This window comes from Geodermatophilus sabuli, from assembly GCF_900215145.1.
Taxonomy (GTDB): domain Bacteria; phylum Actinomycetota; class Actinomycetes; order Mycobacteriales; family Geodermatophilaceae; genus Geodermatophilus; species Geodermatophilus sabuli.
Map to the genome: position 1 here is coordinate 1 of NZ_OBDO01000001.1, position 13,368 is coordinate 13,368.

The window sequence follows — 13,368 nt, forward strand, 5'->3', positions numbered from 1 at the left end:
GATGGTGTCGGTGACCACCGAGACCCTGCCCTCACGGATCGCGGTGAACATGTCGCCGTCGGGCAGGACGCCGATCCGCTGCTGCCAGGGCCGGTAGGTCGGGGTGAAGTGCTTCTCGATGTCGTACCCCTCGGGGAGCTGGGGCCGCATCGACTCCATGAGGAAGGTCCGCAGCTCGTCGGGGGCCTCGTAGGACATCCGGGCCAGCTCGTTGAACTCGGCGATGTGCTGCCGGCGGAGGATCTCGTGCGTCCACTCCTCGGGGACGTCCAGCGCCCGCAGCGTCGTCGCCAGCTCGTGCGTCTTCGGCCGGGCGATGAAGTAGGTCGGCGACCGCTGCAGCATCGTCACGTGCGCGGCGGTCTCGGCCATCGCCGGCACCACCGTCGCCGCCGTCGCACCCGAGCCGATCACCACGACCTTCTTGCCGGCGTGGTCGAGGTCCTCGGGCCACTGCTGCGGGTGGACGACGACCCCGCGGAACCGGTCCATGCCCGGCCACTGCGGGCGGTAGGGCTCCCCGTGCTTGTAGTAGCCCTGGCACATCCACAGGAAGCCGGTGGTGAACTGCAGCTGCTCGCCGGTGTCGCCGCGGGTGACCTCGACGGTCCAGCGGCGGTCGTCGGTCGACCAGCTCGCGGAGGTGACCTGGTGCCGGTAGCGGATGTGGCGGTCCAGGCCGTTCTCGGCGACGACCTCGTCGAGGTAGGCGAGGATCTCCTCCGACGTCGCGATCGACGGGCCGCGCCAGGGCTTGAACCGGTAGCCGAAGGTGAACAGGTCGCTGTCGGAACGGACCCCCGGGAAGCGGTGGGTCCACCACGTCCCGCCGTGGCCCTCGAGTGCGTCGAGGATGACGAAGCTCGTGCCCGGGCGCTGGGTCAGCAGGTGGTAGCCGGCGCCGATCCCGGATATCCCCGCGCCCACGACGAGCACGTCCACGTGCTCGACGTCCTCGGCCACCGCCGTCCTGGACTCCTGCGTCATGGTCATGTGCCAGCTCCCCTCGGTGCGTCCGTGGTCCCGCGTGCACCTTGGCGGAGTTGTGGTGTGCATCACAACCACGTCCGTATGACTTGTACGGAGGGTGCTCGCGTGCTCACGCGAAGACGTCGGTCTCACCCGCCGGGATGAGCCCCGACCGCCGCCCGTACAGCGGTGCCCCCGAACCGTCGATGCCTCCGCGACAGACCGACAGAGGCGGTGGCAGTGGGCACAGCGTCGTTCCATCGGACGGGCCGGCGGGCGAGGTCGGCCGCGGGCTGGCCGGCGCTCGCCGCCGCCGCCCTCGTCACCTATGCCTCGGTGCACGGCACCTGGGCCGCCGACGTGGTGTACCTCCTCGTCATGGGAATCGCGGCGGCGGTGGCCTGGTGGGGCGCGGCCCGGCAGGGCGTGCGGTCCGCCGCCGTCCCGGTCGCGCTGGGCCTGAGCCTCACCGTCGTCGGCGACGTGGTCTGGTTCCTCTACAAGTGGACCGGCGGCGTCCCCGACGTCTCCGTCGGCGACGCCGCGTACCTCACCGGCTACCTCGCGCTCGCTGTCGGCCTGTGGCGGATGGCCAACACGCGGGGCCGCTCGCGGGGGCAGCAGCTCGACGGCTGGCTCGACGGAGCGGGTGTCTTCGTCGCGGTGCTCATGCTGGTCTGGCAGCTGTCGGTCGCCGGCACGGTCACCGACAGCTCGCTCCCGGTGCTCAGTCGCGTCGTCTGGGCGCTGTACCCGGCGCTGGACGCCGCCCTCATCGGCTTGGTCTTCCGGCTGGTCACCACCCGTTCCCGCGGGGAGCGCGCCCCCATCGCGGTCGCCGCCGGCGCCGCCTGCTGGCTCGCTTCCGACCTGGGCTTCCTGCTCATGGCCGACGTCGAGGTCGTCAGCGTCTCGTTCGACACCGGCTGGCTGCTCGGCGCGCTCCTGCTCGCGGCGGCCGCCGGTTCCCGCGGCCGGCTGCAGCGGACCCCGGCCGAGCCGGTCGACGCCGTCCCGTCGCTGGCCCGGCTCGCGGTCAGCCTCGGCGCCCTGCTGGTGCCCGCCGGGCTCGAGGTGCTCCGGGGGGTCACCGGTGCCGACGGTGCGCCGGTGACCGTCCTCGGCGGCACCGCGGTGCTGGCATCGCTGGTCTTCCTGCGGGTCGCCCGCGTGCTGCGTGCCGAGGCCGCCGCCCGTGCGCTGGTCCGCTCCCAGCAGCGGCACAGCGCGGCGCTGGCGCGGCACTCCTCCGACGCCGTCCTCGTCCTCGACGAGGAGGGGCGCCTCCTGAGCGACCCCACGACGCTCACCACCCTGCTCGGCGTGGCCCCGGTGGCCACGCTGAGCGGCGGGGAGCTGCTGGAGCTGTCCGGGGTCGACCGAGCCCTCTCCGGGGCGGTGCTGCGGGAGGCCCTGCAGGCCGGTGGCGCCGTGGTGGACGCCGAACTGCCCTGCCGCCGGGACGGCGAGCTGCGCTGGATGGGCGTCCGGCTGGCCGACCTGCGCACGGACCCGGACGTCGGCGGCGTCGTCGTCCACCTGACCGACATCACCGACCGCAAGCGCGCCGAGGAGGCGCTGGCCCACCAGGCCTTCCACGACACGCTGACCGGGCTGGCCAACCGGGCCCTGTTCGCCGACTCCGTGGACCGGGCATTGCAGAACCGCGCCCGTGGTGGGCCCTCGGCGGCCGTCGTCTTCATCGACCTCGACGGGTTCAAGGCCGTCAACGACACCCTGGGGCACCAGGCCGGGGACGCGCTGCTGCGGCAGGTGGCCGACCGGCTGCGGTCCGCCGTCCGTGCCGGCGACACCGTCGCCCGCCTCGGCGGTGACGAGTTCGCCGTCCTGGTCCAGCAGCCCGGCGACCGCCAGGACGAGGCCGGCGCCACCGCCGCGCGCGTGCTGGACGTGCTGGCCCGGCCGATCGAGCTCGCCGGCCAGCGGGTCGCCGTCACCGGCAGCATCGGCATCGCCGTCGCCCACGACGACGCCACCGGTGAGTCCCTGGTCCGGGACGCCGACATCGCCATGTACGCGGCCAAGGTCGCCGGGCGCGGCCGCGCGGTCGTCTTCGACCCGGCGATGCGCACGGCGGCGGTGGAGCGGCGCCGGCTGGAGCAGGAGCTCACCGGGGCGCTCGCCCGCGACGAGTTCCGGCTGGTCTACCAGCCCGTCGTGGACCTCGCCGACGACCGGGTGGTCGGCTTCGAGGCGCTGCTGCGCTGGCGCTCACCCGAGCTCGGCGCCGTCCCCCCGGACGTCTTCGTGCCCGTGGCCGAGGACCTCGGCCTGATCGGCGACATCGGCGCGTGGGTGCTGAGGGAGGCCTGCCGCACCGCTGCCGCCTGGCGCCGGGAGCACGGCGTCGCCGCGGACGCCACGATGGCCGTCAACGTCTCGGCGGTCCAGCTCGCCTCGCCGCAGCTGCTCGAGGACGTCCGCGCCGCCCTGGCCGCCAGCGGGTTGCCGGCCTCCGCGCTGGTCCTGGAGGTCACCGAGACCGCGCTCGTGGACGACCCCGAACGGGCCGCCGCCTCGCTCACCGCCCTGCGCGCCCTCGGTGTCCAGCTGGCCCTCGACGACTTCGGCACCGGCTACTCGTCGCTCGGCTACCTGCAGGAGTTCACCGTCGACGTCCTCAAGATCGACCGCTCCTTCGTGGCCACCATCCCCGCCGACGGCGAGCTGCCGCCGATCGTGCGTGGCCTCATCGACCTCGCCCGCGCGCTGGACCTCGAGGTCGTGGCCGAGGGCGTGGAGACGCCGGCCCAGCGGGCCCGCCTGCAGGCCGGCCGGTGCGCGCGGGCGCAGGGGTACCTGTTCGCCGCGCCGCTGGAGGCCACCGACGCCGAGCTCCTCCTGGTCGGCCAGCGGCCGGGTGCCGCCGTGGAGCAGTCGCGCGGCTGAGTCCTGCGGGCGGCCCCGGTCAGCCGGCCGACCGCTGCCACTCCCGCGGGGTGGTCCCGTAGGCCGCGCGGAACCGCCGGGCGAAGTGGGAGGGGTCGGCGAACCCGCAGGCCCGGCCGACGGCCGCGATGGACCGGCGCCGTCCGGCCGGTGAGGCGAGCTCCGCCCGCGCCGCCTCCAGCCGCTGCTCGATGACCCACTGCTCCAGGGACACGCCGACACCGGCGCAGACCTTGTACAGCTGACGCACCGAGACGTTGTGGGCGGCCGCGATCCGCTCCGGGGTCAGCTCCGGGTCGGTCAGGTGCTGGCGGACGTAGGCGAGCACGCGGGTCGCCAGCGTCTCGGCGCGGACCGCGGCCACCAGCGGCTCGGGCGCCGCGGCCGAGACCAGCAGCGCCCGCACCAGCTCCGTCGTCGCCGTCCCGAGGATGGCCGCGGCGGGGTCCTGGCTGAGTCGCTCGGCGTCGCGGACCATCCGCACCAGGTGGTCACGCACCAGGTCGTGCAGCGGACTGGCCCCCAGCCGGGGTGCGGCGGCGCGGACGACGTCCGGCGGGAGGCCCAGCTGGTCGGAGGGGACCTGGAAGGCACGTGAGCCACCGGTGCCCGACCAGGAGAACGCGTACGGCGCCCGGAGGTCGTTGAGCATCAGCTGGCCGCTGCCCACGGCGTGGTCGGCGCCGAACTGGCTGAACCGTCCGAGCCCACGGGACTGCACGGCCAGCGCCACCACCGGGGGGTCCTCCTGCCGTACGTGCCGCGGGGTGCGCAGCAGCCGGAACCCCGACGAGTCGGTCGTGAAGAGGTTGGCCTGGCCGTAGCGCCACAGGTGCATGCGGGTGCGCACCTCGGCCGGCGGGCCCAGGTGCTCGATGCGGCAGGGGACCGACGCCTGTCCGAACGCGGCGCGGAAGGCGTCGACCCGGTGCTCGGGCGGCAGGGCGGCGGTGTCCAGGAGCAGCATCGGACTCCCTCACGGGCGACGGAGGGCGGCCGGCGGGACGTCGTCGTCGCACGCCGACCGGGACGGCGCCCCCGCTCGCGGCACGAGTCTGGCAGCACGGCGCTCGGCGGTGAACCCCTGCGCGTGCACGCACGGACCAGAGGTGTGCGGGCAGGGACCGGTACCCGGCGTCGGCCGCTGCCAGGCTCCGCGTCGGACGTGGCCGACACCATCGACGGGAGCCTGACGATGCCCACGATCACCACGACCGACGGCACGGAGATCTTCTTCAAGGACTGGGGTGACGGACAGCCGGTCGTCTTCAGCCACGGCTGGCCGCTGAACGGCGACGCCTGGGCCGGTCAGATGGTCTTCATGGCCGGCAACGGGTTCCGCGCGATCGCCCACGACCGCCGCGGGCACGGCCGCTCCGGCCAGCCGTCGGACGGCAACGACATGGACACCTATGCCGACGACCTCGCCCAGGTGATCGAGCACCTCGACCTGCACGACGCGGTCCTGGTCGGGCACTCCACCGGCGGGGGCGAGGTGACCCGGTACATGGGCCGGCACGGCACCGGCCGGGTCGCCAAGGCGGTCCTGCTCAGCGCCATCCCGCCGCTGATGCTCAAGACGGAGGCCAACCCCGAGGGGCTGCCGATCGAGGTGTTCGACGGGCTCCGGACCGACCTGCTCCGCGGGCCATCGGAGTTCTACCGCCAGCTCGCCGAGCCCTTCTACGGCGCGAACCGGCCCGGCAGCGAGGTGTCGCAGGGCCAGAAGGACGACTTCTGGCGGATGAGCATGATGGCCGGCCTCAAGGGTGCCTACGAGTGCATCGAGCAGTTCAGCGAGATCGACTTCACCCAGGACCTGCGCCAGATCGAGGTCCCGGTCCTCGTGGCGCACGGTGACGACGATCAGATCGTGCCGTTCCACGACGCGGCGCCCAAGACCGCCGAGCTGCTCGAGGACGCGGAGCTCAAGGTCTATCCCGGCCAACCGCACGGCCTGACCGGGGCGCACGAACAGGAGTTCAACGCCGACCTGCTCGCGTTCGCGCGGGCCTGAAGGGCATCGACATGACCGACATCCCCACCCCGCGACCGTCCGCGGGGCCGCCGACGAACGGCCCCGGCACGATCGTCCTCGTGCACGGCTTCTGGGTGACGCCGCGCAGCTGGGAGGGCTGGAAGGCGCACTACGAGGCGAAGGGCCACCGCGTGCTGACGCCGGCCTACCCGGGCTTCGAGGTCGAGGTGGAGGAGCTCAACGCAGACCCGACGGTGATCGCGGGACTGACGCTGGAGACGATCACGGCACATCTGGAGTCCGTCGTCGAGGCGCTGGACGAGCCGCCGATCCTCATCGGCCATTCCGCGGGCGGGGCGCTCGTGCAGCTGCTGCTGGACCGCGGCCACGGCGCGGTCGGCGTGGTGCTCAACTCCGCGCCCACGGAGGGCGTGCGGGTGCTGCCGCTGTCGCAGCTGAGGTCGGTGTTCACCGCCTTCAAGAACCCGGCCAACCGCCACCGCGCCGTGCCGCTCACCTACGAGCAGTGGCACTACGCCTTCACCAACACGTTCCCCGAGGACGAGTCCCGGCGGCTCTACGAGCGCTACCACGTGCCGGCGTCCGGCCGGATCCTCTGGGACTCGGTGCTGGCCAACGTCATGCCCGGCCCGCAGGACGCCGCGGTCGACTACGCCAAGCCCGACCGCGCCCCGCTGCTGTTCATCTCCGGCGGAGAGGACCACATCCAGCCCCCGAGCGTGCAGCGGTCCAACGTCAAGCACTACAGGTCGGGCGTCGTGGAGCACCGGGAGCACCCCGGCTACGCGCACCTGCTCCCGGCGCAGGAGGGCTGGGAGGCGATCGCCGACTCCGCGCTCGAGTGGGCGATCGGCCACGCACGAGGGACCCGGCCCGAGGTCGCCGGGGCGCAGTGACCGCCGGGTCGGCGGCGACCGTCCGGCTCACCCACGTCGGCGGGCCCACCGTCCTCGTCGAGGTCGGCGGCTGGCGGCTGCTCACCGACCCGGCGTTCCCCGCCGGGGACCTGCCGCCGGTGGACGCCGTCCTGCTCAGCCACGACAGGCACGGCGACAACCTCGACGACGGCCTCCGGCGCGCGGCGGCTCGGCGACGGCGCCCGCGGGCTGCGGCCCTGGGGGACGACGGTGCTCACCGCGCCCGGACGCCCTCGATCGAGGTCACCGCGACCCCGGCCCGGCACGGCCCGCCGCTGACCCGGCCGATCTCCGGGGAGGTGACCGGCTTCGCGCTGCGCTGGGCGGGGCAGGCCGACGGCGTGCTGTGGATCTCCGGGGACACCGTCCCGTTCGACGGCGTCCGGCGGGTGGGGGTGCGCTTCCCGGTCACCGGGCCGCTGCGCTGGTCGATGACCGCGCGACGCGGTCGGGCTGTGCGGGGTGCTGCGCCCGCGCACCGCCGTCCCGGTGCACTACGAGGGGTGGACGCACTTCCGGCAGGGCCGCGCGGCCGCCGAGCGGCAACTCGCCGCCGCGCCGCGCGACCTGCACGAGCTCTTCCGCTGGGTGCCGGTCGGGCAGCCGGTGGAGCTGCCGGCCTGAGCCGTCCGGACGGCGCTCAGCCGCCCCGCTGCACCTCCGCCTGCACCACCCCGCGCAGCGCGGTGAGCAGCTCCGCGTCGCCGGTGTCCCCGCGCTCGAGCGCGCCCCGCGCCCGCTCCGGCAGCAGGCCGGTGTCCACGGTGTCCAGCCAGGTCACGTCGCCGCCCACCCGGCGCCCCACCTGCAGCGCGGCGCCGTCGGGGCGCAGCACGTACTCCTCGCTGTCGAGCCGGATGGTCATCTCGTCGCTCATGGGAGGGCCCCTACCCCGCACGGCGGTTGCTGCACGCCCGACGGCGGGGGAGAGGATGGCCGCGTGCAGGAGGAGTGCTGCGAGGTCGTCGTCACCGCCGCCGACGCCGACTGGCTGGCCGGGTACACCCGGACGCTGGTCGGTGAACGGCTGGCGGCCTGCGGTCACCAGCTGACCGCCATCCGGTCGGTCTACCGGTGGGAGGGCGCGGTGCACGACGAGCCGGAGACGCGGGTCGCGCTGCACACCCGCCGCTCGCTCGTGCCGGCGGTCGTGGCCCGCACCGCCGAGCTGCACCCCTACGACGTGCCCTGCGTGATCGCGCTGCCGCTGGTCGACGGCAACCCGGAGTACCTGCGGTGGGTCGTGGCCGAGACCAGGGAGCCGGACCGCTGACGCCCGGACCGTTGACGCCCGGACCGCAGCGCGACCGGCGGTCGCGCGACACGGGCGCCCCGACCATCGAGCCACCCGACCGACCGGCCGCCGGACGAGGCGGCCCGCACCCCGCAGGAGGGCACGTGGCACGACGCCAGGGGCAGTCCGACCTGCCCCTCGACGTCCGCCGCCGGGTGCACGCGCCGACCAGCTCGGCGGTCGTCGTCGAGGCGGTCCTCGACGCCCTGCCGTCGCCGACGCTGCTCATCGACGCCGAGGGCACGGTGCTGCTGGCCAACACCGCGTGGGAGAACGCCGCCGACGTCCTCGGCGACGAGCGCATGCGGATCGGCGTGGACGGCGACTACTTCGCCATGGCCCGCCGGCTCAGCGGCGACGCCGGCACCCTCTCGCTCGTCGACCGGCTGCGGGCGCTGTCCCGCGGCGAGTGCTCCTCGGTGCAGGCCGACTACGCCCTCGAGCACCCCGACGGCACCCGCTGGCTCCACCTGCAGGCCTCCCGGGTCGACCAGGCCGGCCAGGTGGTGGTCACCCACACCGACGTCACCTCCCGGGTCGCCGCCGAGCGCGCCTCGGACTGGCGGGCCCGCCACGACACCCTCACCGACCTGCCCAACCGCGCCCACCTGCACGAGCTCATCGACGCCGAGCTGCACCGGCCGGACCGCGGTCCGGTCTCGGTCCTCTTCCTCGACATCGACGGCTTCAAGGACGTCAACGACTCCCTCGGCCACGACGCCGGCGACGACCTGCTGCGCCAGATCGCCCGGCGGCTGACCGGCTCGACCCGCGCCGACGACACCGTCGGCCGGCTCGGCGGTGACGAGTTCGTCGTCCTCTGCCGCGACTGCGACACCCCCGGGGCGCAGACCCTGGCCGACCGCTGCCGCAGCAGCATCGACCGGCCCTTCGACCTCGGTGGCCGCATGGTCCGGCTCGGCGTGAGCATCGGCATCGCCACCGCCGCGGACCCGCAGGCGCCGCAGGTCCGGTCCACCGATCTGGTCCGGGACGCCGACCTGGCGATGTACGCGGCGAAGGCGGCCGGCCGCAACCGGGTGCGCCTGTTCACCGCGGACCTGCGCACGGCCGCCCAGCGGCGGGCCACCGTGGCCAACGAGCTGCGCGAGGCGATCCTCGACGAGCAGCTGGTGCTGCACTACCAGCCGGTCCTTCGGCTGCCCAGTCTGCGCTGCACCGGGGTGGAGGCGCTGGTCCGCTGGCAGCACCCGAAGCGGGGGCTGCTCCCGCCGTCGGAGTTCCTCCCCGTCGCGGTCCAGCACGACCTCATGACCCCGCTGGCCAGGTGGGTGCTGCGCGAGGCGACCGGGCAGGCCGTGGCCTGGACGCGGGCCGGGATGCCGCTGATCACCAGCGTCAACATCAGCGCCAGCCACTTCTCCACCGGCACCCTCGTCCGCGACGTCCGCGACGCGCTCGCCGCGACCGGGCTGCCGCCCGAGCAGCTGGTGGTGGAGCTGACCGAGACGTCCGTGGCGCAGGACGCCGAGCGCGCCGCCGCCCAGTTCGCCGAGCTGCGGCTGTCCGGCGTCGAGGTCTCCATCGACGACTTCGGCAGCGGCTTCTCCTCGCTGGCCCAGCTGGTCGCCATGCCGGCCGGCATCCTCAAGATCGACCGCAGCCTCGTCGCGTACCCCGAGGGACGGCGGAGCAAGGCGGCCGCCGCCGTCGCCGCGGTGGTCGCGCTCGGACGGGCCTGCGGGGCGCGCTCGCTGGCGGAGGGCGTCGAGACCGCCGAGCAGCTGGAGATGGCCATCGAGCTGGGCTGCCACCTCGCGCAGGGCTTCCACATCGCCCGGCCCATGCCCCCGGAGCAGCTGGCGGAGTGGGTGGCCGCGCGCGGCGACCGCCCGCTCACCCCCAGCGGCCGCTGACCCGCCTCCTCCAGGCGCCCTCCCCCCGGGGGGCAGGGAGGCCCCTCGTCAGCCCGGCTCGCCGCGCCGCTTGCGGCGGATCACCACGCCCAGGTCGACCAGGGCCACTGCGGCGAGGACGAACAGCACCACCGCGGGCCACACGGGCAGGTCACTGACCAGCCACAGCACCGCGGCACCGAGGCAGACGACGAGGCCGAAGGTGGCCAGCACCAGCCGCAGGGTGAGCGCCGACTGCGCCGGCGCCGCCCCGCCGATGCCGGCCGTGGGGTCGTGGTGGTCGGGCAGGCCCCGGGCGTAGTCCTCCCGCGACCGTGGCTCGTGGCCCTCCCGGGACCGGGGTCTTCGGGGTTCGCTCATGCCGGGCCACCTACCCGGGGCGGGAGCGCACTACCCTGGGTCGACGTGGCCGCTGACTTCTCCGTCGTCCTGGACGAACTCGACACGACCCTGAAGTCGATCGAGGCTGTCCTCGACGTCGACCGACTGCGCCGCGAGGTCGGGGAGCTGGAGCAGCAGGCCGCCGCCCCCGACCTCTGGAACGACGTCGAGGCCGCGCAGGCGCTCACCTCCCGGCTGTCCTACCTGCAGGGTGACCTGCGGCGGGTCGAGGAGCTGCGCAGCCGGCTCGACGACGTCGGGCTGCTGCACGAGATGGCCGCCGAGGAGGGCGACGAGGCGACCACCGCCGAGACGGAGCATGAGCTGGAGAGCCTGCGCAAGGCGATCGACGAGCTCGAGGTCCGCACCCTGCTGTCGGGGGAGTACGACTCCCGCGAGGCCCTGGTCACCATCCGCTCGGAGGCCGGTGGCGTCGACGCCGCCGACTTCGCCGAGATGCTGATGCGCATGTACCTGCGCTGGGCGGAGCGGCACAAGTACCCCGTCGAGCTGTACGACGTCAGCTACGCGGAGGAGGCCGGCATCAAGTCGGCGACCTTCGCCGTGAAGGTGCCCTACGCCTACGGCACCCTCTCCGTCGAGCAGGGCACCCACCGGCTGGTGCGCATCTCGCCGTTCGACAACCAGGGCCGCCGGCAGACCTCCTTCGCCGGCGTCGAGGTCCTCCCGGTCGTCGAGCAGACCGACCACGTGGACATCCCCGAGAACGAGATGCGCATCGACGTCTTCCGGTCCAGCGGGCCCGGCGGGCAGAGCGTGAACACCACCGACTCCGCCGTCCGGATCACCCACCTCCCGACCGGGATCGTCGTCTCCTGCCAGAACGAGAAGAGCCAGATCCAGAACCGCGCGGCGGCCCTGCGCGTGCTGCAGGCGCGGCTGCTGGCGGTGCGGCAGGCCGAGCAGCGGGCGGAGATGGACGCGCTGAAGGGCGAAGGCGGCAGCAGCTGGGGCAACCAGATGCGTTCCTACGTCCTGCACCCCTACCAGATGGTCAAGGACCTGCGCACCGAGCAGGAGACCGGCAACACCGCGGCGGTGCTCGACGGGGAGATCGACGGCTTCATCGAGGCCGGTATCCGCTGGCGGCGTCAGCAGGAGGCGGTCTCCGCCGCGTCGTGAACCGACCGCCCCGGGAGTCCCGTTCGTCACACCGCTCCCACGGCGGAGCGCGGGATGGGCGACGCTGGGTGAGCGGTCACCTGGGACTTCCGGGAGACCGTCACGCTGCGCGGATCCTGGACCGGGGCGTTCCGTGGCGAACGGACCAGGATGCGCCTCGGGGAAGGTACCGTGGCGCCTCGTGATCGAACTGCAACACGTCACCAAGCTCTACCCGGCCAGCTCCCGGCCGGCCCTCGATGACGTGTCGACGGAGATCGACAAGGGGGAGTTCGTCTTCCTCATCGGCTCCTCCGGGTCGGGCAAGTCGACCTTCCTCCGGCTGCTGCTGAAGGAGGACGACCCGACCACGGGCACCGTGACGGTCAACGGCAAGACGCTCAACACGATGAGCAAGTGGCAGGTGCCGAAGCTGCGGCGCACCATGGGCTGCGTCTTCCAGGACTTCCGGCTGCTGCGCAACCGCACCGTCGCCCAGAACGTGGCGTTCGCGCTGGAGGTCATCAACAAGCCCCAGCGCACCATCAAGCGGGTCGTCCCCGAGGTGCTGGAGATGGTCGGCCTCGAGGGCAAGGCCAACCGGCTCCCCGGCGAGCTCTCCGGTGGTGAGCAGCAGCGGGTCGCGATCGCGCGGGCGTTCGTCAACCGGCCGCTGGTGCTGCTCGCCGACGAGCCGACCGGCAACCTCGACCCGGAGACCAGCGAGGGGATCATGCTGCTGCTGGAGCGGATCAACCGCACCGGCACCACCGTGATCATGGCGACGCACGACTACCACATCGTCGACTCCATGCGTCGCCGCGTCATCGAGCTCAACGGGGGAGTCATCGCCCGCGACCAGTCGCGCGGTGTGTACGGCGTGGGCCGCTGACCGCCGGCGCTCGACCGCCGGGTCGCTGATCGCCGGCGCTCGACCGCCGGGTCGCTGATCTCCGCCAGCTGAACTCCAGACAGGGAATCCATGCGCGTCAACTTCGTGCTCTCCGAGGTGGCCACCGGGCTGCGTCGCAACCTGACCATGACGGTCGCGATGATCCTGACGACGGCCATCTCGCTCGGCCTCATGGGCACCGGCCTGCTGATCGCCGGGATGATCTCCGACATGAAGGAGATCTACTACGACAAGGTGCAGGTCTCCATCTTCCTGGCCGACGACGTCACCGACGAGCAGCGCGCGGCGATCGAGCAGCAGCTCGCGGACTCCTCGGAGGTGGCCTCCTACCTCTACGAGTCCAAGGACGAGGCCTACGAGCGCTTCCAGCAGCAGTTCAGCCAGCAGCCGGAGCTCGTGCAGAACACCCCGCCGGACGCGCTGCCGGAGAGCTTCCGCGTCGAGCTGGTGAACCCGGAGCGCTACGAGGTCATCGCCGCGGAGTTCCCCAACGGGCAGAACGGCGTGGACCAGGTCCGCGACGAGGGCGACTTCCTCGACCGGCTGTTCAGCCTGCTCAACGGCGCCCGCAACGCGACGATCGCCGTCGCCGTCGTCCAGGCGCTGGCGGCGTTGCTGCTGATCTCCAACACCATCCAGCTGGCGGCGTTCAACCGGCGCAACGAGACCAACATCATGCGGCTGGTCGGCGCCTCGCGCTGGTACACCCAGCTGCCGTTCATCCTCGAGGCCGCGCTGGCGGGGCTGATCGGTGCGCTGCTGGCTGTCGGCGGGCTGGTGCTCACGAAGGTGCTGTTCGTCGACAAGACCCTCGCCGGCCCCATCAAGGCCGGGATCATCCCGCCCGTGGACTGGGGCGCGATCGCCTTCATCAGCCCGATCATCGCCGGTGCCGGCGTCGGGTTGGCCGCGATCGCCGCCTACGTGACGCTGCGCCTCTACGTGCGCCTGTAGCCCTCCTCCGCACCGCCGTCGGACCGGCGCAT

14 protein-coding genes are annotated in these 13,368 nt (G+C 73.4%); 9 read left to right on the forward strand and 5 right to left on the reverse strand.

The window, feature by feature from the left end; genetic code table 11:
• Positions 1–993 (reverse strand): flavin-containing monooxygenase (locus CRP39_RS00005; protein ID WP_097203323.1); only part of this gene is annotated, 993 nt, incomplete at its 3' end.
• Between the two features lie 216 nt (positions 994–1,209).
• Here CRP39_RS00005 and CRP39_RS00010 point away from each other — a divergent pair.
• Complete coding sequence (locus CRP39_RS00010; RefSeq protein WP_097203326.1) at positions 1,210–3,879, forward strand: putative bifunctional diguanylate cyclase/phosphodiesterase; 2,670 nt, start codon at positions 1,210–1,212, stop codon at positions 3,877–3,879.
• A gap of 19 nt (positions 3,880–3,898) precedes the next feature.
• Here the strand turns inward: CRP39_RS00010 and CRP39_RS00015 are convergent, their stop codons facing one another.
• Complete coding sequence (locus tag CRP39_RS00015; RefSeq protein ID WP_097203328.1) at positions 3,899–4,846, reverse strand: AraC-like ligand-binding domain-containing protein; 948 nt, start codon at positions 4,844–4,846, stop codon at positions 3,899–3,901.
• A 228-nt stretch (positions 4,847–5,074) separates the two neighbouring features.
• Here CRP39_RS00015 and CRP39_RS00020 point away from each other — a divergent pair, with 228 nt between their 5' ends.
• Both CRP39_RS00020 and CRP39_RS00025 read left to right on the forward strand, forming a co-directional pair.
• Positions 5,075–5,896 carry an alpha/beta fold hydrolase gene (locus CRP39_RS00020; RefSeq protein ID WP_097204983.1) on the forward strand — a complete coding sequence of 274 codons (822 nt, stop codon included), beginning with the start codon at positions 5,075–5,077 and terminating at the stop codon, positions 5,894–5,896.
• Between the two features lie 11 nt (positions 5,897–5,907).
• On the forward strand, positions 5,908–6,774 hold the full coding sequence (locus CRP39_RS00025; protein WP_097203329.1) for an alpha/beta hydrolase: 867 nt from the start codon (positions 5,908–5,910) through the stop codon (positions 6,772–6,774).
• Positions 6,775–7,009: 235 nt separating this feature from the next.
• Here CRP39_RS00025 and CRP39_RS27125 read toward each other — a convergent pair whose 3' ends face one another.
• On the reverse strand, positions 7,010–7,207 hold the full coding sequence (locus tag CRP39_RS27125; protein ID WP_216359551.1) for a hypothetical protein: 198 nt from the start codon (positions 7,205–7,207) through the stop codon (positions 7,010–7,012).
• A gap of 50 nt (positions 7,208–7,257) precedes the next feature.
• Here CRP39_RS27125 and CRP39_RS27130 point away from each other — a divergent pair, with 50 nt between their 5' ends.
• Complete coding sequence (locus tag CRP39_RS27130; protein ID WP_216359552.1) at positions 7,258–7,419, forward strand: hypothetical protein; 162 nt, start codon at positions 7,258–7,260, stop codon at positions 7,417–7,419.
• A gap of 16 nt (positions 7,420–7,435) precedes the next feature.
• On the opposite strand, the gene CRP39_RS00035 is transcribed toward CRP39_RS27130, so the two are convergent.
• Complete coding sequence (locus CRP39_RS00035; RefSeq protein ID WP_143426491.1) at positions 7,436–7,672, reverse strand: hypothetical protein; 237 nt, start codon at positions 7,670–7,672, stop codon at positions 7,436–7,438.
• A gap of 63 nt (positions 7,673–7,735) precedes the next feature.
• Between CRP39_RS00035 and cutA the strand changes: the two genes are divergently transcribed.
• A complete protein-coding gene (cutA, locus tag CRP39_RS00040) occupies positions 7,736–8,068 on the forward strand; it encodes a divalent-cation tolerance protein CutA (RefSeq protein WP_097203333.1) in 333 nt (110 codons plus the stop codon).
• Positions 8,069–8,193: 125 nt separating this feature from the next.
• A complete protein-coding gene (locus CRP39_RS00045) occupies positions 8,194–9,966 on the forward strand; it encodes a putative bifunctional diguanylate cyclase/phosphodiesterase (RefSeq protein ID WP_097203334.1) in 1,773 nt (590 codons plus the stop codon).
• 48 nt (positions 9,967–10,014) lie between these two features.
• Here the strand turns inward: CRP39_RS00045 and CRP39_RS00050 are convergent, their stop codons facing one another.
• A complete protein-coding gene (locus tag CRP39_RS00050) occupies positions 10,015–10,326 on the reverse strand; it encodes a DUF6343 family protein (protein ID WP_097203336.1) in 312 nt (103 codons plus the stop codon).
• Positions 10,327–10,371: 45 nt separating this feature from the next.
• Between CRP39_RS00050 and prfB the strand changes: the two genes are divergently transcribed.
• The 3 genes from prfB (at position 10,372) to ftsX (ending at position 13,336) form a co-directional block, all read left to right on the forward strand.
• Entirely contained in the window at positions 10,372–11,490 is a 1,119-nt protein-coding gene (gene prfB, locus CRP39_RS00055; RefSeq protein ID WP_097203337.1) for a peptide chain release factor 2, read from the forward strand.
• 181 nt (positions 11,491–11,671) lie between these two features.
• The gene (ftsE, locus tag CRP39_RS00060; RefSeq protein ID WP_097203339.1) at positions 11,672–12,361 is read left to right on the forward strand and encodes a cell division ATP-binding protein FtsE; all 690 of its coding nucleotides are present in this window, start codon (positions 11,672–11,674) and stop codon (positions 12,359–12,361) included.
• Between the two features lie 90 nt (positions 12,362–12,451).
• Positions 12,452–13,336 (forward strand): permease-like cell division protein FtsX, encoded by an 885-nt coding sequence (gene ftsX / locus CRP39_RS00065; RefSeq protein ID WP_097203341.1) that lies wholly within the window; start codon positions 12,452–12,454, stop codon positions 13,334–13,336.
• Positions 13,337–13,368: the final 32 nt, after the last annotated feature.